The organism is Rhodanobacter soli, assembly GCF_039523495.1.
In the GTDB taxonomy this organism is placed as follows: domain Bacteria; phylum Pseudomonadota; class Gammaproteobacteria; order Xanthomonadales; family Rhodanobacteraceae; genus Rhodanobacter; species Rhodanobacter soli.
Map to the genome: position 1 here is coordinate 2900951 of NZ_BAAAFK010000001.1, position 23546 is coordinate 2924496.

The following is a 23546-nucleotide window of genomic DNA, read 5'->3' on the forward strand; positions in this document are numbered from 1 at the left end:
GTGCATTCATGCGAAGCCGACCTCGACTTGGGTAAGCTCCTCCTCACCCAAGCACACACTTCGAGGACGGAACCCCACGCATGCGCCGAGCCCGCCGACGCCTGAGCCTTCTGCTGTTGCCGCTGTTGCTGCTGGCATCACAGGCCCATGCCGGGGTGCGATTGGTGGTGCAGGGCGTCGAGGACCCGCTGAAGGCGGCGGCAATCGCCGGCGTGGAGCTGTCGCAATACGCCACCCGTGAAGTCAGCGATGCGCAGGTGCGGCGCCTGTACGAGCGCGCGCCCGGCCAGGTGAAGTCCGCACTGGAGCCGTACGGTTACTACGACGCCAGCGTCACCGGCGACCTGCAGCAGGTCGGCAAGGACTGGCAGGTGACCTTGCGCGTGCAGCCGGGCGAGCCGGTCAAGGTCACCACCGTCGACGTGCAACTGGACGAGGAGGCCGCGCAGCTTGCCCCGCTGCGCCGCGCGAAGCGCGCGATCGAACGGCTCAAGGACAAGCCGCTGAACCATGGCGCCTACGACGCGGCGCGCGACGCGCTCAGCGCGCAGCTCACCGCCAACGGCTTCCTCGACGCCCGCCTGCTCACCCATCGGGTCGAAGTGACCCGCGCCAACCACAACGCGGCGATCAAGCTGGCGTGGCAAGCCGGGCCGCGCTACCGCTACGGCCGTGTGCATTTCGTCGGTTCGCAGTTCGACGACGGGTTCCTCGACCGCTACGTGCCGTTCAAATCCGGCGACTACTTTTCGCAGAACCAGCTGCTGGAGCTGCAGCAGGCGCTGAACGGCGCGGACTATTTCGCGGTGGTCAACGTGCAGCCGGAAGTGGATGCGGCGAAGAACGGCATGGTCGACGTCACCGTGCAGCTGGCGCCGGCCAAGCGCACGATCTACACCGGCGGCCCGTTCATCGGCACCGACACCGGCTTCGGCGTGCGCGGCGGAATGGAGCGGCGCTGGGTCAACCGGCGCGGGCACAAGTGGAAGAACGAACTGGTGGTGGCGCAGAGGCTGAAGACGCTGTCCACGCTGTACTCGATTCCGCTGCCCGGTGACAACCAGCGCAGCTACAACGTCGGCGCGAACTTCCGCGACGCGAACACCGCCACCTCGCGATCGCGCACGCTGGAACTGGTCGGCAACGAGGCCCGCCAATGGCATGGCTGGACCCGCACCCTGGGCGTGCACGCGTTGTCCGGCACCTTCACCGTGGGCAAGCGCGGCGGCGAACCGGACAACGCGCCCGGCATCGAGCACGGCCACAGCACGCTGGTATTCGGCGAGGCCGCGCTGACGCGCAAGCAGACCGACAGCCCCGACTTCACGCGCCGCGGCTGGTTGCTCAGCGTAGCCGCGCGCAGCACCGCCGGCAGCCTGCTGTCCGATGCCAGCTTCAGCGAACTGACCGCCGACGCGAAGTGGATCCGCGCGTTCGGCACGCGCGGCCGCAACCGGCTGATCCTGCGCGGCAGCGCCGGCATCACCTGGACCGACGACTTCGCCGCGCTGCCACCGCAATTGCGTTTCTTCGCCGGCGGCGATCGTTCCGTGCGCGGCTACGCCTACCAGTCGATCGGCCCACGCAACAGCGCCGACCGCGTCATCGGCGGCCACCACCTGCTGGTCGCCAGCACCGAGGTCGAGCATTACTTCACGCGCAACTGGGGCATGGCCGCCTTCGTCGACACCGGCAACGCGTTCAGCGGCACCGACTACCGACCGAAGATCGGCGCCGGCCTCGGCCTGCGCTGGCGCTCACCGGTGGGCATGATCCGCGTCGATCTGGGCACGCCGATCCACGACGATCGCGCGCACGGCATCCAGTTGCACCTGGTGATCGGGCCGGATTTGTGACAGACGGAAATCGGAAAAGGCTCAATCATTGAACGTCGCGCCCACCACCGTTCGCCCTGAGCGCAGGCCCGAAGGGCCGAAGTCGAAGGGCAGCCCTTCGGCTCCGCTGCACTACGCTCAGGGCCTGCCCCGGACTTGATCCGGGGACGAACGGTTACCGCAACAATGCCCCGGGCAACGTGAATTCAAGCGGAGAAGATTGAAGGCATGAAGTGGTTCAAGCGCATCGCCATCGCGTTCGTCGCGCTGCTGCTGGTCGTGGCGGCGGCGCTGTGGTGGCTGCTCGGCACCGGCTCCGGCCTGCGCTTTGCACTCGCCCGGGCCCAGTCCGTCACCGATGGCGCGCTGCATGTGCAACAAGCGCAGGGCCGCCTGCTCGGCCCGCTCGACTTGGCCGGCATCCGTTACGACGACGGCAAGGGCACCGTGGCGACCGTGGCGAAGGCGCATCTGGACCTGCGCTTCTGGCCGCTGCTGGCCAGACGCCTGCACGTGCTTGCGCTGGACGTCGATGGCGTCGACGTGATCCTGCCCAAATCTGCACCGAACGACACCGCCCGCTCCGCCAGCTTCTCGTTGCAGCCACCGATCGAACTGATCCTCGACCGCGCGCACGTGGGCGCGCTGAAGGTGGCGCAGGACGGCCAGCCACTGTTCGCCTCCCATCGGCTCGACCTGGCCGGCAGCTGGACCGACCGCGGCATCGAACTGCGCCAGCTCGTTCTACAGGCGCCCAACGGCCACGCCAATCTGGATGGCACCTTGGCGATCGGCGCAAGTTACCAGGGCAAGGGCAAGGCCGCCTTCGCCTGGAAAGTCGGCGACACCGACTACGCCGGCAGCCTCGATGCGCACAGCAACGGCAAGCAGGCGCGGCTCGATCTCAAGCTCACCGCCCCGGCGGTGATGCAACTGCATCTGGAGCTGACCCAGTCCGGCGACTACGTCTGGACCGGCCAGCTCGACGCGCCGCGCTTCGACCCGAAACCGCTGCTCGGCGACAGTTCGCTGAAGGCGCTGGCGCTCGCCGTGCAAGGGCACGGCGATCGTTACAGCGGCACGCTCGAGGGCCGGCTCGAGCTCAACGACTACCAGCTCCTGTTGCAGCCGTTGCGCGCGCAGTTCAGTCACGACTTCAACACGCTGAGCCTGCAGCAGCTCAAGCTCGGCTCGCCGCAGATCAAGGGCAGCCTGGAAGCCAGCGGTACCGTGCAACTGGCCGCCAAACCGATCAGCGCCGCACTGGATATCCGCTGGAACGACCTGCTGCTGCCGGCGGACCTGGCCGGCCAGGCGCTGGCCAGTCGCGGTGCGCTCAAGGCCAGCGGCAGCGCCGATGCGTACCACGCCGAAGGCGACGTCGACATCGGCCCGCCGGGCAAACCCGCGAAGCTGGCGCTGAACCTGGACGGCACGGCCCAGCTCGTCACCCTGCACACGCTGCAACTGAAACAGGCACAAGGCGGCCTGCAGGCGCACGGTACGCTGACCCTGCAACCGATGCTGGCATGGCAGGCCGAGGCCAGCGCCGACAAGGTCGACCCCGGCCAGTTGTTTGCCGGCTGGAACGGCGCACTGGATTTCGACATCGCCAGCCGCGGCAGCCTGACGAAGAACGGCCCCGAGGCCACCCTGGACATCCGCCGACTGGCCGGCAAACTGCGCGAACGCGCTCTCGCCGGCAGCGGCAAGTTGCACCTGTCACCGGACGACGTCGTGTACGGCCAACTCCAGTTGGCCTCGGGTGGCAGCACCATCGAGCTGACGGCCCGCCCCGGCGCCAGCAACGACGCCGACCTGCAGTTGGCCATCGCCTCGCTGGGCGATTGGCTGCCGAATGCGAGCGGACGTCTGGACGGCCATTTCAGCCTCCGCGGCAGGCTGCCGAAGCTGAGCATCAACGGCCAGTTGCATGGCCAGTCGCTGGCCTGGCAGCAACAGCGGATCGACACGCTGCGCTTGATCGTCGGTCTCCCCGATACCAGCCGCCTGGCGGGGAAACTGGAGCTGCAGACCGGCAACGCCTCCCTGCAAGGCCTGCTGTTCCGGCAACTGCACCTGCTCGCCGAAGGCGGCGAAGGCAACCATCGCTTCAGCGTGGACGCCCGCGGCAGCCAGCTCTCCGGCTCGCTCGCCCTGCACGGTGCGCTGAAAGGATCCGCATGGCACGGCACGCTCTCCACGCTCGACCTGGAACCGCAAGGCATGCCCGGCTGGCGCCTGCTGCAACCCTCGCAGCTAGGCTACAACGACGGCGCGATGAACCTGTCCGAACTGTGCCTGAGCGCCGGCGATCCGCAGCTGTGCGTGGCCGCGAGGCGGGACAAGCCCGGCAACCTCGACGCCAGCTTCCGGCTGCAGGCCTTGCCACTGGCGCTGCTGCTGAACGCCAGCGGCAACGCCGACCTGCCGATGCGCGCCGACGGCTTCATCGAAGGCAGCGGCAAGATTCGCCGCAGCGCCGCCGGCGCGCTCAGCGGCAACGCCGCGATCAGCTCCGCGCGAGGCACGATCAGCTATGCCGATCGCGCCGACGAGCCCCTGCTGCGCTATGACCACCTGCGCCTGACCGCCGACCTCGCGCCCGCCGGCCAGCGCATCGAGGCACATGGCGGTCTCGACGACGGCGGCCGTCTGGACGGCCAGGTCACGATCAGCGGCGCCCGGCAAGCACTTGGCGGACAGCTCGATCTGCGCCTGAACAACCTTGCCTTCGTCGAGCTGTTCACCAGCGAGCTGGCCAACGTCAGGGGCGGCGTCGACGGCAACTTCCGTTTCGCCGGCACGCTCGACCAACCGGCGGTCACCGGCCAGGCCCAGATGCGCGGCTTCGCCGCCGAAGTCCCCTCGGCCGGGCTCAAGCTCAGCGAGGGCCAGCTCACCGTGAGCACCATCGACGCGCGGCAGTTCCTGGTCCGCGGCCAGGTGAAGTCGGGCGCCGGCACGCTCGCCATCGCCGGCAACGCCGGCCTCGGCGCCGACGCACAAACCCTGCTGACGCTCAAGGGCAGCCAGTTCACCGCTACCGATATTCCCGCCGCCAAGGTGGTGGTCTCGCCCGACCTGACCGTGAAGCAGGACGGCAAAGGCATCGACATCGGCGGGGCGCTCAGCATCGACAGCGCCGACGTGAATGCCGACAAGCTGCCCGGCGCCGGCGCCACCCAGGCCTCGCCCGATGTGGTGGTGATCGACGAAAAACAGCAACAGCAGGCCGCCAGCAAGTTGCCGATCAGCGCCCTGGTCAAGGTCGACCTCGGCCACAAGACGCATGTCGTCGGCATGGGCCTGAACGGCCGCGTCAGCGGCACGCTCACCGTGAGCGAGCGCCCCGGTCGCGCCACCACGGGCCAGGGCCAGCTGGCGGTCGATGGCACCTACCGGGCTTATGGCCAGAACCTGCAGATCCAGCGCGGCCAGCTGCTGTTCGCCAGCACGCCGATCGACAACCCGGGACTGAACCTCCGCGCCGTGCGCAAGCTCAATCCCAATGCCACCATCGACGAAGGCCAGGAAGTCGGCCTGCTGGTGTCCGGCACGGCACAGCGGCCGATCCTCACCGTGTTCTCCAACCCGGTGATGGAGCAGTCCGACGCACTGTCCTACCTGGTCACCGGCAAGCCGCTGTCGCAGGTGAAGGGCGGCGAAGGCGACATGGTGGGCGCTGCCGCGCAGGCGCTCGGCTCGGCCGCCGGCGACCTGCTGGCCAAGAGCATCGGCGCGCGGATGGGCGTGGACGACATCGGCGTCTCCAGCAACGAGGCACTGGGCGGCAGCTCGGCGTTCACTGTGGGCAAGTACCTGTCGCCGCGGCTGTACCTCAGCTACGGCGTGGGCCTGTTCGAACCGGGCGAGGTGATCACCCTGCGCTACCGCCTCAGCAAGCGCTGGAACTTCGAGGCGCAACAGGCCACCGAGTTCAGCCGCGCCAGCCTCAACTACCGCATCGAGAAATGATTGCGCGGGCATCGCCGAACGCCGGTGATAGTCCATAGGTCATGCACACAAGGCCGGCATGGCGGACTATCGTGGACGCTCCCAAAGGCGGAGGAACGACCATGCAGCGCATGCGATGGGCATTGACGGCGGCGATCCTGTGCACTCCGGCGGCATGGGCGGCGACGCCGGCGAGCCAGCCTTCCGGCATCGATCTGGCCGGGATCGACCACGGCGTGAAACCGGGCGACGACTTCTTTCGCTACGCCAACGGCCAGTGGCTGAAGACGGCGCAGATTCCCGCCGACCGCTCCAGCACCGGCACCTTCCTCAAGGTGTTCGAGCAGGCCGAGAAGAACACTGCCGAACTGATCCGCCATGCCGGCGCCGGCCATCCCGCCGCCGGCAGCAACGCGCGCAAGATCGCCGACTACTACGCCGCGTGGATGGACACCGCCGCGATCGAGCAACATGGCCTGGCGCCGCTCAAGCCGGAGCTGGCGCAGATCGACGCGATCGCCTCGCGCACCGACCTGGCCCGCGTGCTGGGCAGTCGCCTGCGCGCCGACGTCGATCCGATGAACGCCACCAACTACCACACCGAAAACCTGTTCGGCCTGTTCGTGACGCAAGGCCTGGAAGATCCCTCGCGCAACCTCGCCTACCTGCTGCAGGGCGGCCTGGTCATGCCCAGCCGCGACTACTACTTGTCCGACGACGCGCACATGGTCGCGACCCGGGCCAAGTACCGGACCTACATCGGCGCGCTGCTGAAGCAGGCCAGCACGGCCGACGCGGAGGCAAAGGCGAAGACCATCCTCGACCTGGAAACGAAGATCGCCAGGGCGCAGGCGAGCCTGCTCGACAGCGAGGACGTGCACAAGGCGAACAACCCGTGGCGCATGGCCGACTTCGCGCAGAAGGCACCGGGGCTGGACTGGGCCGCCTACTTCAAGGCCGCGGGCCTGGACAGCCAGCCGCGGGTCGACGTGTGGCAACCGACCGCCATCACCGGGCTGTCCGCGCTGACCGCGAGCGAACCGCTGCAGGCGTGGAAGGACCTACTGCTCTTCCATACGCTGGACCAGAGTGCCAACCTGTTGCCCAAGGCCTTTGCCGACCTCGGCTTCGACTTCCACGGCCGCACCCTGCAGGGCACGCCCGAGCAGCGGCCGCGCTGGAAGCGCGCGGTGGGCGCCACCAGCAACGACCTCGGCGACGCCGTGGGCCAGCTCTACGTGAAGCATTACTTCCCGGCCTCGTCCAAGGCGGAAGTGGAGCAGTTGGTGCAGAACCTGCTCGCCGCGTTCGACGAGCGCATCGACACGCTGAGCTGGATGACGCCGGCCACACACGCGAAGGCCAAGGCCAAGCTCGCCACGGTGCGCGTCGGCGTCGGCTATCCGGACAGCTGGCGTGATTACGCCGCGTTGGAGATCCGTGCCGACGACGCACTCGGCAACCAGCGCCGCGCCGAGAAATTCGAGTACGAACACCAGCGCGCCAAGCTCGGCCAGCCGGTCGATCGCGCCGAGTGGTGGATGACGCCGCAGACCGTCAACGCGGTGAACCTGCCGCTGCAGAACGCGCTGAACTTCCCCGCCGCCATCATGCAACCGCCGTTCTTCGACCCGAATGCCGACGCCGCCACCAACTACGGCGCGATCGGTTCGGTGATCGGCCACGAGATCAGCCACAGCTTCGACAACACCGGCGCCGAATTCGACGCCGAAGGTCGTCTGGCGAACTGGTGGACACCGGAAGACCTGGCCCACTTCAAGGCCGCCGGCAAGCAGCTGGCGAAACAGTTCGACCAGTACGAGGCGCTGCCCGGCCTGCACGTCAACGGCGAACAGACGCTGGGCGAAAACATCGCCGACGTCTCCGGCCTGACCATCGCCTATCTGGCCTATCACAAGTCGCTCGGCGGCAAGCCGGCGCCGGTGATCGACGGCCTGACCGGCGACCAGCGCTTCTTCCTCGCCTACGGCCAGGCCTGGCGCTCGAAGATCCGCGACGCCGCCCAGCGCCAGCGCCTCGCCACCGACGTGCACGCTCCCGCCGACTTCCGCGCACAAACCGTGCGCAACCTCGACCCGTGGTACCCCGCGTTCGAAGTGAAGCCGGGCGAGAAACTGTACCTGGCACCGCAGGATCGGGTGAAGATCTGGTAGGCGTTTTTACACTGCGGAAAACAAAGGGCCGCATGCGAGTGCGGCCCTTTTGCGTGGAGCTCGAACGGCTGTGGCCGCGACAGGCCGCAACTCGACCGGGACCTACCTCTTCCTCACTGCCCGTTGAGCAAGCGCTGCGGCATTGACCGCCACGGCGGCCCGGATGAGTTGCCTGAAGGCAGCCGCATGGATCTTATCCCCTTCGCGCAGGTCGATTGCACGCCGCGTGTTCCCTTCCAGGCTGGCATTGAAGAGGTGCTTCGGATCCTTGATCGAGGCACCGCGGGCAAAGGTGAGCTTCACCTTGTCCTTGTACGACTCCCCGGTGCAGACGATGCCGTCATGCGACCAGACCGGCGTGCCTCCCGATGTGGGCTTGGCCCATTTCCATTCCTCGCGGATATCCGGGTCGGCCTCGCGGATCAGCTGGCGGACGTGCGCGAGCACCTCGCCCCGCCAATCGCCAAGCTCGTCGATCCGCGCGGTGATATGAGCAGAAGCATCCTCGCCATCGGGCTTGCCTGCTGTCTTCATGCATCCTCCGACACTCGTTTCACGTACCGGCCGCACGCCGGCCGGGCAAGCATAACTTGGTCCCGGGAGTGCGTTGCGTCCGCGCCACGCGCGAAGCCGAGTTTGCCAGCTGGCAACGCCAACACATCAACTCCGACGCCAAAAAGCGGGTGAACGAGCCGCGTGCGCGCTACGCGCGCTGAGGCTATCGGAGCATCGCACTCCCATCTCGAATCGTGAAGCAAGGCCGTCGATGCCTCAGCCTGGGAATTGTCCCCGGCACCTATCCCTTGCGAACTGGTGGACGCCGGAAAACATGGCCCACTTCAAGGCCCCCGGCCAGCCGTGATCCATCAGGATCACGGCCCTGTTTGTTCCGGCCTCGTGGCGGCGTAGCGGTGCCGGCCGGACCGTGGCTCAGCCCACCAGCATGAATGCCCGATTCGCGACTGCGACGAGAGCCTTGAACAACAGGCCGAGTACCCAGCGGATGAAGCTCACCGTCAGCGAGGCGCCAGCCGTAGCGGTACGGCCGAGAAAACGGAAGATCGCCGTGATGATCGCGCCGACGTAGGACGAAACCTCGATGGACAGCTCGGCCCCTTTGCTGAGCAGCCATGCCAGCTGATCGAGCACCGTCATTCCCATGGTAATTTGCAGGCCAAGTGTGTTGAGCGCCAGTGTGCCGATCTTGCCCATCAGCCAGTTCAGCGCCTTGCCGATCATCATCAGGCCCCACGCACCGCCCATCAGGATACCGCCGCCACCTGCGCTTACCTGATCCAGCCAGAGCTGGGCATTCATGTCGTCTTCCGCGCTTACGCCACGGCGTGCCAACGCCCGCCAGCTGTCCTGACCGACACCGGGGATGTAGCTCAACTCCATCGAATGTGCATCGATGTTGATCAACCCCGACGGACCTGCGGTCAGCTGGTACCCCGGCTCCGCAGTCGGCACGTGGTTGAACGGAAACAGGGGAATCTTCGGAACCGGATCGGAGCGATGATGCGCGCGGTACATGTTTTGTCGGCCGACCCGGCGAGTCAGGCTGCGCGCGAAAAATGCTCCGCCTGCGCGTGGCGAACCGAAGGTATACAGCTTCACCTCGGCCGCTCCGATACTGGAGAAGTAGTCGGCATTGAGCGTGGCCAGCGCACCGCCAAGGCTGTGGCCCACGCAGTGGATCACTGTGGGGTTGCGCCCTCGCAGGAAGTTGGCCACATCCGCAGAGAACGATTTCCACACTTCATGAAAGCCGGCATGGACGAGTTGCCCACCGGGTCCCAGCTGCATGCCTATGTTGAAATTGCTGAGCCAGTCATACATCGTCTCGGTGCCACGCGTGGCCACCAGCACCTCGTTTTGGTACGAACCGGTGCCCGCCGCGATGTAACCGAAACCACTGAGCTGCTTGACCGAGATCAGTCCGCCGGAGCGGCCGGTAAACCGTGAGCCATCGTCCACGGTGAACATGTCCTCGCAGCCGAGCTTCACGCCCCGATCCGCCGACTGACTGACGCTCCGTTGACGCAGGCTATAGACACCACTGGCGATCCGGGCAGCCTGATGAGGCGTAAGTGTGCTCATGAAACCCCTCCTGGTTGGGTAAACGCAGCGTCACTGCGGCTCGCAGATGCCGTAAACCTTGCCGTGATGTGTGACCTCTGCCTCCAATCGGCAGACCAGGGAAACCGGACGCCCCCCGAGCTCGCCGTTTTCGTTGTAATTGCGCTTGTCCAGCATCCACGCCTTGTAGGTATTGCCAGCGTGGTGAATCAGGATCGTCTGTTCCACGAAGGGTTCGTGCGGCAACAGCGACCCGAGCAGCGAGCGCCCCCAGATTGCAGGCAGCGCGAATGCCCCCTGTGCGTCGGTGGTGGCCTGATCACTCCCACCCTCGTTCTTCCAACTCCATTTGTAGCTGCGCTCGATTCGCGCCCCCTCGACCGGCTTGCCTTGATCGAGCACCACTCCGCGTACCGCCGAGAAAAGACACATCTTGCCCATGGCATTCGCCTCGTCAGCAGTCGTCAACAACAGCGCACACGCAAGCAGCCCGGGCAATAGACTTGGCCCGATGCGTGAAAAACGCCAGAAAGACTTTCCCCCCCCGAAACCCGCCACCCTGCGCCGGCTTGCGGCATCCCGCTCGCTCCGTTGCACTTCCATTGCCACCCCCGTGGCCAGCTTCCATGGAACGTCAAGCAGCCTGAATACCAAAACTGGCGACGCACCACAAGTCGGCCTTCGCTGCATCCGCCCGTTATGCGCTGGCGATCACCGTATTGCCCGGTGCATTCATCCGGGATCAGCCGATGCCCAAGCCTTCGATGCCGGTAATCGCTGCCGCATCGAAACCAGCCAGCGCGGCGAAGCGGCGGCCGCGCTCGGCGTAATCCTTGAACTGGTCGAAGCTGGGCGCGCCGGGGGAGAGCAGGATCACCCCGTCATGCGGGGTGTGCGTCTTTGCTTCGGCCACGGCGCCGGCGAGGTCGGCGACGCGCATGATCGGGCAAGGTATTTCCGCGCTGCGCAGTGCCCCCTCGATGCGTGCGCCGTTGGCACCCATGCAGACGATCGCGTTGGGTGGCGCACTGCGCATGGCATCGACGAACGGCGTCCAGTCCAGCCCACGGTCGTGGCCGCCGACCAGCACGGTCACCGTGCGGCCGTGCAGGCTTTCCAATGCGGCCAGCGTCGCCAGCGGTGTGGTGCTGATCGAGTCGTTGACCCAGTGCCAGCCATCGTGCGCGCCCAGCGGCTGCAGGCGATGCGGCAGCGGGCGGAAGCGCGCCAGCGCCGGCGCGGCAACCAACGCATCCATGCCGATGGCTTCCAGCGCAGCGAGCGCGGCGCAGGCGTTGAGTGCGTTGTGCAGGCCTGGTGCGGCCAGTTGCTCGATCGGGAAAACCGCCTGCGCACCGCGGCAGATGAAACCGTCACTGACATGCCAGCCTTCTGGCGTGCCGAACAGCAGGCGATGCGAATGCATGGCGGTACGTTCCAGCAGACCCGGCTGCTGGCCGTTGACCAGCAGCGTGCGCGCCGCGTCGGCCAGCTTCAGCTTGTCGGCCACGTAGCGCTCGCGCGAGCCGTGCCAGTCCAGGTGTTCCTCGTACAGGCTGGTGACCACGCCCAGTTCCAGCGGGCCGGCTTCGCCGGTCTGGAAGCTGGACAGTTCGATCACCCACAGATCCGCCGGCTGATCGAGCAGTTCCAGCAACGGCAGGCCGATATTGCCGGCCAGCGCGGTGCGCACGCTCAAGCTTCGCGCCAAATGCGCCAGCAACGCGCTGGTGGTGCTCTTGCCTTTGGTGCCGGTGACCGCGATTGCGCGTGCATCGGGATTCTCGCCGAACCACAGTGCGGTGCCGGAAGTGAATTGCGTGCCCTGCGCTTGTGCGGCCAGCAGCGCCGGCTTGTACGCCGAGATGCCCGGCGATTTCACCACCACGTCGAACTGGCTCAGCGCGGCGGCGTCCGGTTCACCGGCGACAATTTCCAGCGCGGCATCGAACGCGCGCGCCGCGTCGGCTTCGGCGACGCTGCAGAACAGGGTCAGCGCCTGCGCCGGCAGTTGCGAGCGCAGTGCCTTGATCACGGCATGGCCTTCGCGACCAAAACCCCAGACCGCAACGCGGCGGTTGCGAAGATCGGCGAAGCGCATCAACCGATCGCCGCCAGTGCGCCTTGCAGTCGCACCGGCACGCGATGTTCGGGCGACGGCTGCAGCCACGGCTCCAGTGCCAGCTGCGAAACGTCCAGCTGCGGCAGGATCTCATTGCGGAAGCGCTCGATCAGCGCGTCCTCCTGCCACTCCGGCCGCTCACTCAGCGCATGCATCGCGGCGCGCGCCTCGGCGCCCTCGCCCACGCACTCGAACGGCTTGTGGTCCTGGTATTCCAGCAGCGCGTCGAAGCCGGCGGCCTGGCCCTCATCATCCAGCAGGTTGCGCCCGAAGATCGTCAGCAGCCGCGGCTTGGGCAGGAACGGCGCCAGCGCGAGGAACACGAAGTGGCACTTCGGGCACTGCCCGCACCAGCGATCGACCGGCTTCGGACCAAGCAATTTGAAGTTGCGGTTGCAGCTGGAGAACACGTCGAAGTACGGCGTCAGCTTCGCGAACGCGCGGGTGATCGCCAGCTCCGAGTACGGCCGCAGCAGTGAGCAGTAGTCGAGGTCGGCGGCCACGTGCGTGTGCAGCCAGTCGCCCAGCAATGTTTCGAACGCGAGGCTCTTGCTCCACTGGTGGTTCACCTGCTGGCCGTCGTACTCCAGCGTGGCGGCCGAGGCGGAACGCTCGTTGGCGAACGTGATCGAGTCGTAGCCGTACAGAACCGCGGCCACGGCGAGGATCGCCGAGTTCACCGCGGTCACCGGGATGTGTCCGTTCCACGCGCCGAGTCGGTTCAGTTCGAACAGGCCCGGCGCCAGTTCGCGCTGGATGTTCAGCGTGAGCAGGCCGGTGCGTTCGGCGCAGGCCGCGATCAAGGCGGAATTGCCGACCCATACCGCAGTCGCCTCGCCGCCGATCGCCTTGATCGCCTCCACCGCGACCAGCGAATCCTTGCCGCCGCCGATCGGCACCAGGGTGCGTTTCGGCAAGCCCAGTGCGCCGACCACGGGCGCCACACCGCCACGCGGGAACGAAATCCGCCCGCGCAGGTCCAGCCCGTTGCGATAGGCGAACTCGGCCAGGCCGTGCAGGTACAGCTGATCCAGCAGCTCCGCGGTGGCGTCGTCGAGCGGGCCATCGGCCAGCTCGATCCGCGGCGGCACGCCCGCCTTGTAGTAGCTGACGCCGGCGATCAGGTGCAGCAGTTTCAAGGCCGCGTCGAACGCCGCCGCACGCGCGGCCGGTACCGCCGGCGCATGCGGGAAGCGGATCCGCTCGACCAGTTCCTCGCCGTCGTCGAACGCATACGCCAGCTCGGCCACGCCGTCGGCGTAATGGCAACGCACGAAACGGAATACCTGGGTCAGGCGCGGTTGGATCGTGTTGCTCACATCTTTCTCCATCGCCCGCTTCACGGGAGCGAACAGGCTGATTCTAGCTTCGAGCGATGCCGACTCGATGGCGTGCGGCGGGCAAAGCGCGGGGCAAACGACGATCCCGTGACTTTCGCCCTGCTCGCATCCTTGAACAGGCGCGTTCCGGATCAGCCGTCGATCACCACCTCGTCAGCCTCGTCGCGCAGGTTGTAGTGCGAGGACATCACCTTGCCATAGGCACCGGCCTGCGCGATCAGGATCACGTCGCCCTCCTGCGCCTCCTGCAGGCGACGGTCGGTGCCCAGCACGTCACCACTCTCGCAGATCGGGCCGACCACCTGGTACAGCGCCGTGGCCGGTTCGCCGAGCCGGCTGAGGTTGACGATCTTGTGCCAGGCGTCGTACAGCGCGGGACGGATCAGGCTGTTCATGCCGGTGTCCACGCCGAGATAGCGGAAACCACCCTTGTCTTTCTGCTGGGTCACCCGCGTCAGCAGCACGCCGGCGTCGGCCACCAGGTAGCGGCCCGGCTCCATCCACAACTGGTACTGCGGATAGACCGCCTTGACCTCGCGCAGCGCACGATCGAGCGCAGCTATGTCCAGCGGCGCCTCGCCCGGATGCGCCGGCACGCCGAGGCCGCCGCCGATGTTGAGGAACACCACGCTGCCGATACGCTCGGCCAGGCTGGCCAGCTGCGCATATACCTCGCCCCAGTGCGCGGCATCGAGCACGCCCGAGCCCAGATGCGCGTGCAGGCCGCGCACGCTGACGCCATGCGTCTCGGCCAGCTGCAGGAACAGCGGCAGTTGATCCAGCGGCAAACCGAATTTGCTGGCGCTGCCGCCGGTGCGTACCTTCTCGTGATGGCCCAGGCCGCGACCCAAGTCGACCCGCAGCACTATCTCGCGACCGCGAAACAGTTCGCCCCAATGCTGCAGCGGATGCAGCGCGTCGAGTGTGATGGTGGCGCGGGTAGCCAGCGCGTGGACGTAATCCCTGCGCGGCGCGAAGTTCGGCGTGAACAGCAGCGGCACCGACTCCGCCACCACCGCGCCAACCGCCTTCAATTCACCCGGCGACACGCACTCGAACGCAAACCCCTCCGCCGCCAGCGCGCGCAGGATCGCCGGATGGGTATTCGCCTTCACCGCGTAGTGCAGCCGATCCACCGCCGCCAGCGATTTCAGCTCGCGCGCCTGCTGGCGCACCGTGGGCAGGTGGTAGACGTAGCGCGGCGTGGCCTCGGCGGCCAGTTCCAGCAGGCGTGGACGCTGCGCCTGGCGCCACCATGCCGGCACGGCGGGAACGACTTCGCCACCGCCATACAGCATCTGCCAGCTGGGACCGAACAGCGCGCTGTCATCGGTGCGCAGGGCGCCGGCGCCGATCAGCAGGTCGTGCAGGTGCGGTAGCAGCGCATCAACCACTTCCTCGTCCACCACGAAGGTGAGGTTCAAATTATTCGACGACTGCGAAATCATGTGCACGCGCAACTGGCCGAACTCGGCCAGCACGCCGGACAAGGTGTGCAGCAGCGAGCGCATGCCGCGCCCGACCAGGGTGATCGCCGCGCACGGCGCGATCACCTTGACCCGGCACACCTTGGCCAGGTCGCTGGCCAGCGCGGCGATCGCGTCGGAGTCGAGCAGGTTCTCGGTGGGGTCGAGCGACACCGTGACATTGGTCTCGGCCGAACCGATCAGGTCCACCGACAAGCCGTGCGTCTTGAAATGCGCGAACACGTCGGCGAGGAAGCCGACCTGCTGCCACATGCCCACCGACTCCATCGAGACCAGGGTGATGCCCTTGCGCGCACTGATCGCCTTCACGCTGGGCGCATGCGCGCGCACCTCGGGGCCGATCACCGTGCCGTCGAGTTCCGGCCGGTTGGTGTCCTTGATCAGCAGCGGCACGCGCGGCTCGCGCAGCGGCGACAGGCAGCGCGGGTGCAACACCTTGGCGCCGGTGGAGGCGATTTCCTGTGCCTCCTCGTAATCCAGCCGCTGCAGCAGACGCGCACCGGGCACCTGGCGCGGGTTGGCGCTGAACATGCCGGCCACGTCGGTCCAGATCTCCACGCGCGCCGCCTTCAGCAGCGCGCCGAAACACGCGGCCGAGGTGTCCGAACCGCCGCGCCCGAGCAGCACGGTGCGGCCGTGCGCTTCGCGCGCAATGAAACCTTGGGTGATGAACACGTCGCCGAGTGCGGCCAGGCGTGCGTTCAGCGCCGGATCGGGCTTCGCCGCGACCATCGCCGAGAGCAGCCGGGTGCGCTCGTTCTGGTTCGGCAGCGCCACCGCCGTCAGGCAGTCGCGCGCGTCCAGCCACTGCGTGGGCAGGCCGCTGTGGCTGAGGAAGGCCGCGCCGAGCGCGCTGGACATCAGCTCGCCGTGCGCCTGCACCTGCGCCTGCCAGGCCAGCTCGCCGCGCGCGGCGGGACCGACCTCGGCCAGCCGGGCCAGCTCGCCCAACCGTTCGCCGAGCGTGTCCGGCAACGCCAGCTGCATGTGCTCCAGCAGGTCGTAGTGGCGTTGCGCGATCGCGCCGGCCGCCGCCTTGCGCTTGTCCTGTCCGCCCTCGCCGCACAGTTGTTTCAGCGCGTCGGTAACGCCGGTCAGCGCGGAAACGACGACCAGTACGCGCGCGCCTTCGGCGCGGCGGCTGGCGACCAGCTCACGGATGTTCTGCCAGCGCGGCAGCGTGGCGACGCTGGTGCCGCCGAACTTCATCACGATCCAGGGAGCGTCGGGGGGCAACGGCGAGGAGGTTGGCGAGGTCACGTGGGTTCGCTGTCAGGGGATGGATATCCGGCCAGTGTTGCGCTGCGGCATTGGAATTGCAAATGATTTTGCGAGAGCGATTCGTTTGGACGTTTGGACGTCCGAATCGCCGCGTACCCTCCCGCAAACATGAGAAGCGCCGATCGGGGCTCCCTCCCCTGCTCGCAGGGGAGGGTTGGGGTGGGGTGCTCTGGACTTTCGGGCTCGTGTTCGGGTTTCGATGGAGAGCTGAGGTGATCCTGAAGCTCCCCTCCTCAATCCTCCCCCGGAGGGAGAGGAGGCAATGGCGTGCGGTACGCGCACATTGTTATTGGATAACTACGGGGATCTTCCCGATCCTCGCCTGCCATTCGCGCGGACCGGTCTGGTGTACCGAGCTGCCGCCCGAGTCGACCGCCACGGTGACCGGCATGTCCTCCACGGTGAATTCGTAGATCGCTTCCATGCCCAGGTCGGCGAAGCCGACCACGCGCGAGGCCTTGATCGCCTTCGACACCAGATACGCGGCGCCGCCCACGGCCATCAGGTACACCGACTGGTGTTTCCTGATCGCCTCGATCGCGGCGGGGCCGCGTTCGGCCTTGCCGACCATGCCGAGCAGGCCGGTCTGCGCCAGCACCTGCTCGGTGAACTTGTCCATGCGCGTGGCGGTGGTGGGGCCGGCCGGGCCGACCACTTCCTCGCGCACCGGATCGACCGGGCCGACGTAATAGATGAAGCGGCCGTTGAAATCGACCGGCAGCGGCTCGCCCTTGTCGAGCATCTCGACCATGCGCTTGTGCGCGGCGTCGCGGCCGGTGAGCAGCTTGCCGTTGAGCAGCAGGGTCTCGCCCGGCTTCCAGCTGGCGACGTCGTCGCGGGTCACGGTGTCGAGGTTCACCCGGCGGCCCTTGGACGCGTCGTAGGTGAGCTTCGGCCAGTCTTCCAGCGACGGCGGATCCAGCATCACCGGGCCGGAGCCGTCCAGTACGAAATGCGCGTGGCGGGTGGCGGCGCAATTGGGGATCAGCGCCACCGGGAGGTTCGCCGCGTGGGTCGGGAAATCCTTCACCTTGACGTCGAGCACGGTGGTGAGTCCGCCCAGCCCCTGCGCGCCGATGCCCAGCGCGTTGACCTTCTCGAACAGCTCGATGCGCAGTTCCTCGGCGCGATTGGCCGGGCCGCGCGCGATCAGTTCCTGGATGTCGATCGACTCCATCAGCGCTTCCTTCGCCATCAACATCGCCTTCTCGGCGGTGCCGCCGATGCCGATGCCGAGCATGCCCGGCGGGCACCAGCCGGCGCCCATCGTGGGTACGGTCTTCAGCACCCAGTCGACGATCGAGTCGGACGGGTTGAGCATCGCGAATTTCGATTTCGCCTCGGAGCCGCCGCCCTTGGCCGCCACGATCACCTCGACGGTATCGCCGGGCACGATCGACATGTTGACCACCGACGGCGTGTTGTCCTTCGTGTTGATGCGCTTGCCGGCCGGGTCAGCCAGCACGCTGGCGCGCAGCTTGTTGTCCGGGTCTAGGTAGGCGCGGCGCACGCCTTCGTTGGCCATGTCCTCCAGCGACATGGTGGCGTCGTCCCAGCGCACGTTCATGCCCACCTTGAGGAACACGGTGACGATACCGGTGTCCTGGCACAACGGCCGGTGGCCTTCGGCAGCCATCCGCGAGTTGATCAGGATCTGCGCCATCGCATCCTTTGCGGCGGGGCTTTCCTCACGCTCGTACGCGGCGGCGAGGCTCTTGATGTAGTCGACCGGGTGGTAGTAGCTGATGTATTGCAGCGCGTCGGCGACGGACTGGATCAGGTCTTCTTGCTTGATGGTGGTCATGGGGCTCGGGCAGGCGGCTTCGGTCGGGGAATTCAGGCGCCGGCGAACGGCTGATCACGGCGCATAACCCTCTTATTGTGCCGCAAATCGACCTGCCACCCGAAAGCACGCCCACGGCCGCATGCCGCGGGCATCGTGTGGCCGCACCCCGGGGCGAAGCAGTCGGCAACCACGCCGCACACCGATGCACCAGGCGCATTCCGCAGAAATTTCGCGCGGTCAGGCACTTCCCTGGTCAACTCTGCGGGTCTAGGCTCGCCGAACCAGCGCGGATGGTCTTCAGGGGCCGCGACTGGGTGATGGGGATCGACTCGATCCATGGCCACGGCCTGCCGCAAGGCACGGCGTCACTCCATTGACGTCCGCGTCCGCCAGCGGCGACCGCCTCTACCCTTGGAGATAAAGACATGCTCAAGAAATTGCATCGCACGTCGCTCGCGGCTTCGGTGGCGCTGCTGCTTTGTGGCTTCAGCACCCTCAGCTTCGCTGCCGGTGGCTCGGCTCCCACCGATCTTGGGGCAAGCAATCCGGGCCAGACGGTAAACGTCACGCTGGTGCTCGGCCTGCACAACCAGGACGCCCTGGAAAACTTCATCTACAGCACCGTCACCCGCGGCAGCCCCTCGTTCCACCGCTTCCTCACCACCGCGCAGTTTGCCGACCGCTACGGCGCCACCGCCGGCGAGATCGCCGGAGTCCAGGCCTTCCTCAAGCAACAGGGGCTGACCCAGGTCGAACTTCTGCCAAACCACCTGGCCATCAAGGTCAGCGGCACGATCGGGCAATTCAACGCGGCCTTCCATACCTCCATCCACGACTATCGCGCCAGCGACGGCTCGACCTTCCATCAACCAAGCGTGACGCCCACCGTTCCCGCGGCGCTCTCCGGCACGCTGGTGGTGGCTTCGGGCCTGAGCAGCGAGGCGCGTTATCACTCGCACCACGTCAAGGCGATCCTGCCGCCGCAGCTAGGCCCCAGTGCCAACGCCCTGGCCAGGAGCGCGGCACCGGCCACGACGTGCACCGGCAATCCCACCGCCACCTGCACGGTCGGCGAATTCACCGTGGGTGACGTGGCCAACCGCTACAACATCAACCCGCTGTACAGGCTCGGCGTGAACGGCAAAGGCTCCACCGTCGGCATCGCCACCCTGGCCGACTTCATCCCGGCCGACGCGTACGCCTACTGGAGCGCGATCGGCTTGCCCGTGAAACCCAACCGGATCACCCAGGTGCATGTGGACGGCGGCGGACCGCTCAGCGGACCTGCCGGCTCGGGCGAGACGTCGCTCGACGTGGAGCAATCCGGTGGCTTGGCGCCATGGGCGGACATCATCGTGTACGACGCGCCGAATACCGATGCCGGCTTCTTCGACGTGTTCAACCGGGCGGTGTCCGACAACAAGGTCGACAGCCTGTCGGTCAGCTGGGGCTCGCCGGAAATCTTCTACTTCCCGCAGCTCAACGGCGGCGTCGACTTCACCGACGAACTGCGCGCATTCCACCAGGTCTTCCTGGAGGCGGCGGCGCAGGGCATCTCGATGTTCGCGACCTCGGGTGATTCCGGCGCCTACGACACGGTGCGCTCGCTTGGCGGCTTGCCCACCGACCCGGTACCGCCGCCGCTCACCGCCGACGCCCCCGGCTCCGACCCGTTCATCACCACCGCGGGCGGCACCACCGTGCCGTTCTCCTACAGCTTCAGCGGCGGCCCGACGGCATCGCTCACCCGGGAAAGCGTCTGGGGCTGGGATTACATCTCCAGCTACTTCCAGACCAATTTCGGCGTGGACATCACCGATGCCGTGTTCTCGGTCGGCGGCGGTGGCGGCGTGAGCGTGTTCTGGCAGTTGCCGCGCTATCAGCTGTTCACCGGCGGCATCCGCAGGAGCGAGAAGAACCAGACCCTGCTGTTCCCGCCGTTCGACATCAACTACACGCTGCCGGCGAACTACCGCGGCCGCAACGAGCCCGACGTTTCGTTGAACGCCGACCCGGAAACCGGCTACAGCATCGTCTCGTCGCTGGATGGCCCGGGCCTGCTGACGTTTTTCGGCGGCACCAGTTTCGTCGCGCCCCAGCTCAACGGCATCAGCGCCCTGCTGAGGCAGTCGAGCCACGGCCGCGTCGGTTTCTGGAATCCGCAGGTCTATGCCCTGCAGAACATCTTCGGCTACGGCCCCTTCTCGGCCTTCAACGACATCCGCTCGGGTGACAACTGGTTCTACGTCGGCAAGCCCGGCTACGAGCCGGGCGCCGGCATCGGCACGCTCAACGTGAGCAATCTGGCCGTGTTCCTCGGCGTGTTCTGATCGGCATGTTCTGACCGCGCTTGCGGGCGCGCTGCACGGCAAGCCGCCGCCGCGAGGTGTCGGCTTGCCGCTTTCAAGGCGATGCTGCCCCACGCGCGGCTCGGCCACTTGCCGGGAACGCCCGCCGGGGCGATCGTCGAATGCTTGTTCGCCGGAGAACCGCCATGTCCCGCAGTCGCCGCTTCATCCAGCTCGACGTGTTCTCCGGCAAGCCGCTGCTGGGCAATCCGCTGGCCGTGGTGGTCGATGGCGACGGCCTCGACGACGCCACGATGCAGGCGTTCGCGCGCTGGACCAATCTTTCCGAAACCACCTTCCTGCTGCCGCCGACCAGCATCGCGGCGGACTACCGCGTGCGTATCTTCACTCCGCGCCAGGAACTGCCGTTCGCCGGCCACCCCAGCGTGGGCAGCGCGTACGCCGCGATCGAATCCGGACTGGTGCCACCGGACAAGCAGCAGCTGCTGCAGGAATGCGCGGCCGGGCTGCTGCCGGTGCGCATCGAAGGCAGCGGCAGCGGGCGGATCATCCACGTGCAGGCGCCGCAGGCCGAACTGCAGGCCGTGGCGGCGCACCAGCGCGTCCTGCTCGGTCGGGCCGTGCACGCCGAGCTCGCGGAAAACCAGCTGCGTCTGGTCGACAACGGGCCGCAGTGGTTCGTCTGCGACCTGCGCGAGGAAGCCGCCGTGCGCCAGCTGCAACCCGACCTGGCCGCGATCGGCGCGCTCTGCCGGGCCACCGGCGCGGTCGGCGTCAGCGTGTTCGGCCGGCAGCGCGCGGGCGAGGCGAGCATGGCGGTGCGCGCGTTCTGCCCGGCCGACGGCATTCCCGAGGATCCGGTCACCGGCAGCGCCAACGCCGCGATCATGGCCTTCCTCGCCGACATCGGCGATCCCGCCGGTTATGGCCTGCGCTATCGCGCCAGCCAGGGCCGCGAGGTGGGCCGCGACGGCTACGTCGAGGTGGTGCGCGACACGATGGACGGCAGCATCAGCATCGGCGGCGCCTGCACCGTGGGCATCCGCGGCGAGCTTCAGCTGGACTGAAAGAGCCTGTTCCAAATCTCCGAACGCTTGCCCGCCCAGGCGACGCCCGCCAAGCTACGGCTCCTTCCGCCAGCGACCTCCCTGCATGAACGACACTTCTCCCGGCTACGTGCGCAGCCTGCGCCCGTGGGACGCCGCCCTGATCGTGGTCGGCGGCGTCATCGGCGGCGGCATCTTCCTCAACCCCGGCATCGTGGCGCAGCGCACCGAGTCGGGGCTGGCGCTGCTGCTGCTGTGGGTGGCCGCCGGCGTGCTCACCCTGATCGGCGCACTGTGCTACGCGGAGCTGGGCGCACGCCGGCCGCGTGCCGGCGGCACCTACGTCTACCTGCGCGAGGCGTTCGGGCCGCTGGCCGGCTTCCTGTTCGGCTGGACCATGCTGCTGGTGATCTACTCCGGCTCCAGCGCGGCGGTGGCGACGATCTTCGCCAGCTACGCCGCCGCGCTGTTCGGGCTGCCGCCGGCCTGGGCGCTGCCGTTGACCGTCGGCGCGCTGGTCTTCGTCGGCGGCATCAACCTGTTCGGCATCCGCCTCGGCGCGCAGATCCAGAACCTGTTCGCCCTGCTCAAGCTGCTGGCGGTGGCAGTGCTGGTGGTGTGCGGCCTGTTCCTCGCCGGTGCCGGACACGGCCAGGTGCTGGCAATTGATCCGGCGCGCCACGGCGTCGGCTTCATCAGCGCGGCGCTGCCGGTGCTGTTCGCGTACTCCGGCTTCACCTACCTCAACAACCTGGCCGGCGAAGTGCGCGACCCGCAGCGCACGCTGCCGCGCGCACTGACCCTGGGCATGCTGCTGGTGATCGGCGCCTACGTGCTGGTCAACGTGGCTTACCTTGCCGTGCTCGGTCACGCCGGGCTCGCCGCCAGCACCGCGCCGGCGGCGGACGTGATGCAGCAGGTAGCCGGCCCGGTCGGCGCGAAAGTGATCGCGCTGGGCGTGGCGATCTCCACCCTCGGCTTTTGCAACATCACCCTGGTCGCCGGTGCGCGGGTGCTGCAGGTGATGGGCGAGGACGGGCTGTTCTTCCGCGCGGTGGCGCGGCTGCACCCGCGCTGGCGCACGCCGAACACCGCCTTGCTGCTGCTGTCCGGCTGGGCGATCGTGCTGGCGCTGTCGGGCAGCTACGGCCAGCTGCTGGACTACGCCACGTTCGGCGACTGGCTGGCCTGCGCAGTCGGCGTGGGCACGCTGTTCTGGTACCGCCGCCATGACGGCGCGTCCAGCGGCTTCCGCGTGCCCGGCTACCCGTGGCTGCCGCTGCTGTTCATCGCCGCCGTGACCGTGGTGGTGCTGCTGTCGCTGCGCGACAACCCGCGCAACACCGGCATCGGCCTGCTGATCATGGCCGCCGGCGTGCCTGTCTACGTGGTCTGGCGTCGCCTGTTCAGCCGCACGCTGCCCTAAGCAACCGGCAGCAATGCCACAATGTGCGGATCGACTTCAAGGAGATGATGGATGGCGCCCGTGCAAGCCCAGGTTCTGCCGACCAGCCAGGAAAGCGGCATCGTGGCCGAGAAGGTACGTGACGGCATCGACCTGCAGGTCAACGGCGAGCACTTCCGCCACACCGGCGATCCGCAGATGCCACTGCTGTGGTACCTGCGCGACGTGCTGCGGCTGACCGGCACCAAGTACGGCGGCGAGCAGGGCGGGAACGGCGCCGACCTGGTGCTGCTCGACGGCAAGGCGGTCTCCGCGATCACCGTGCCGATCGCCAAACTGGCCGGCAAGGCAGTGACCACGGTGGAAGGCCTGGCCGCCAACGACGGCAGCCTGCACCCGCTGCAACAGGCCTTCATCGACGAGGATGCGATCGGCTGCGGCTACTGCACGCCGGGCTGGCTGATCGCCGGGATCGACCTGCTGCGGCGCAAGCCCAATCCCAACGACGGCGACATCGACCAGTTGCCGAACCTGTGCCGCTGCGGCTGCCAGAGCCGCGTGCGCCGCGCGATCAAGCGCGCCGCCGCCGGCAAGGCGGGCCGGCCATGAACGGCAACGGCATCCGTCTCTCGCGCCGCCGTTTCCTGCAGGTACTGGCCGGCAGCGCCGGCGCGCTGGTGGTCGGCATCCGTTTCGCCGACGCCGCCGACGCGCCGCTGCCGCCG

General features: G+C 67.6%; 14 protein-coding genes. 7 read left to right on the plus strand and 7 right to left on the minus strand.

The window, feature by feature from the left end; all coding sequences use genetic code 11:
• Positions 1 to 80: 80 nt before the first annotated feature.
• From ABD024_RS13265 to ABD024_RS13275, 3 genes are all read left to right on the plus strand, one after another.
• Positions 81 to 1856 carry an autotransporter assembly complex protein TamA gene (locus ABD024_RS13265; RefSeq protein ID WP_343853442.1) on the plus strand — a complete coding sequence of 592 codons (1776 nt, stop codon included), beginning with the start codon at positions 81 to 83 and terminating at the stop codon, positions 1854 to 1856.
• A 207-nt stretch (positions 1857 to 2063) separates the two neighbouring features.
• A complete protein-coding gene (locus ABD024_RS13270; protein ID WP_343853444.1) occupies positions 2064 to 5813 on the plus strand; it encodes a translocation/assembly module TamB domain-containing protein in 3750 nt (1249 codons plus the stop codon).
• 101 nt (positions 5814 to 5914) lie between these two features.
• Entirely contained in the window at positions 5915 to 7966 is a 2052-nt protein-coding gene (locus ABD024_RS13275; protein ID WP_343853446.1) for a M13 family metallopeptidase, read from the plus strand.
• A gap of 102 nt (positions 7967 to 8068) precedes the next feature.
• Here the strand turns inward: ABD024_RS13275 and ABD024_RS13280 are convergent, their stop codons facing one another.
• The 7 genes from ABD024_RS13280 to ABD024_RS13310 all read right to left on the minus strand — a co-directional run bounded on the left by ABD024_RS13280 (position 8069) and on the right by ABD024_RS13310 (position 18079).
• A complete protein-coding gene (locus tag ABD024_RS13280) occupies positions 8069 to 8500 on the minus strand; it encodes a DUF1801 domain-containing protein (RefSeq protein ID WP_343853448.1) in 432 nt (143 codons plus the stop codon).
• Positions 8501 to 8896: 396 nt separating this feature from the next.
• Positions 8897 to 10066 carry a lipase family protein gene (locus tag ABD024_RS13285; RefSeq protein ID WP_343853450.1) on the minus strand — a complete coding sequence of 390 codons (1170 nt, stop codon included), beginning with the start codon at positions 10064 to 10066 and terminating at the stop codon, positions 8897 to 8899.
• A gap of 30 nt (positions 10067 to 10096) precedes the next feature.
• On the minus strand, positions 10097 to 10486 hold the full coding sequence (locus ABD024_RS13290; protein ID WP_343853452.1) for a DUF6795 domain-containing protein: 390 nt from the start codon (positions 10484 to 10486) through the stop codon (positions 10097 to 10099).
• Between the two features lie 301 nt (positions 10487 to 10787).
• Positions 10788 to 12146 carry a UDP-N-acetylmuramoyl-L-alanine--D-glutamate ligase gene (gene murD / locus ABD024_RS13295; protein ID WP_343853454.1) on the minus strand — a complete coding sequence of 453 codons (1359 nt, stop codon included), beginning with the start codon at positions 12144 to 12146 and terminating at the stop codon, positions 10788 to 10790.
• Positions 12146 to 13486 carry a UDP-N-acetyl-alpha-D-muramoyl-L-alanyl-L-glutamate epimerase gene (gene murL, locus ABD024_RS13300; RefSeq protein ID WP_343853456.1) on the minus strand — a complete coding sequence of 447 codons (1341 nt, stop codon included), beginning with the start codon at positions 13484 to 13486 and terminating at the stop codon, positions 12146 to 12148. Before murL ends, murD begins: the two co-directional genes overlap by 1 nt.
• Before the next feature lie 152 nt (positions 13487 to 13638).
• Positions 13639 to 16203, minus strand: coding sequence for a bifunctional aspartate kinase/diaminopimelate decarboxylase (locus tag ABD024_RS13305; RefSeq protein ID WP_343854700.1), 2565 nt, complete (start codon positions 16201 to 16203; stop codon positions 13639 to 13641).
• A 358-nt stretch (positions 16204 to 16561) separates the two neighbouring features.
• Positions 16562 to 18079 carry a fumarate hydratase gene (locus ABD024_RS13310; protein WP_343853458.1) on the minus strand — a complete coding sequence of 506 codons (1518 nt, stop codon included), beginning with the start codon at positions 18077 to 18079 and terminating at the stop codon, positions 16562 to 16564.
• A 407-nt stretch (positions 18080 to 18486) separates the two neighbouring features.
• On the opposite strand from ABD024_RS13310, the gene ABD024_RS13315 reads away from it, so the two are divergent.
• From ABD024_RS13315 to ABD024_RS13330, 4 genes are all read left to right on the plus strand, one after another.
• On the plus strand, positions 18487 to 20391 hold the full coding sequence (locus ABD024_RS13315) for a S53 family peptidase (RefSeq protein WP_343853460.1): 1905 nt from the start codon (positions 18487 to 18489) through the stop codon (positions 20389 to 20391).
• 164 nt (positions 20392 to 20555) lie between these two features.
• A complete protein-coding gene (locus ABD024_RS13320; protein WP_343853462.1) occupies positions 20556 to 21437 on the plus strand; it encodes a PhzF family phenazine biosynthesis protein in 882 nt (293 codons plus the stop codon).
• A gap of 85 nt (positions 21438 to 21522) precedes the next feature.
• The gene (locus tag ABD024_RS13325; protein WP_343853464.1) at positions 21523 to 22842 is read left to right on the plus strand and encodes an APC family permease; all 1320 of its coding nucleotides are present in this window, start codon (positions 21523 to 21525) and stop codon (positions 22840 to 22842) included.
• Positions 22843 to 22893: 51 nt separating this feature from the next.
• Positions 22894 to 23430: a (2Fe-2S)-binding protein gene (locus tag ABD024_RS13330; protein ID WP_343853466.1), complete on the plus strand. Its 537-nt coding sequence runs from the start codon at positions 22894 to 22896 to the stop codon at positions 23428 to 23430.
• Positions 23431 to 23546 lie beyond the last annotated feature (116 nt).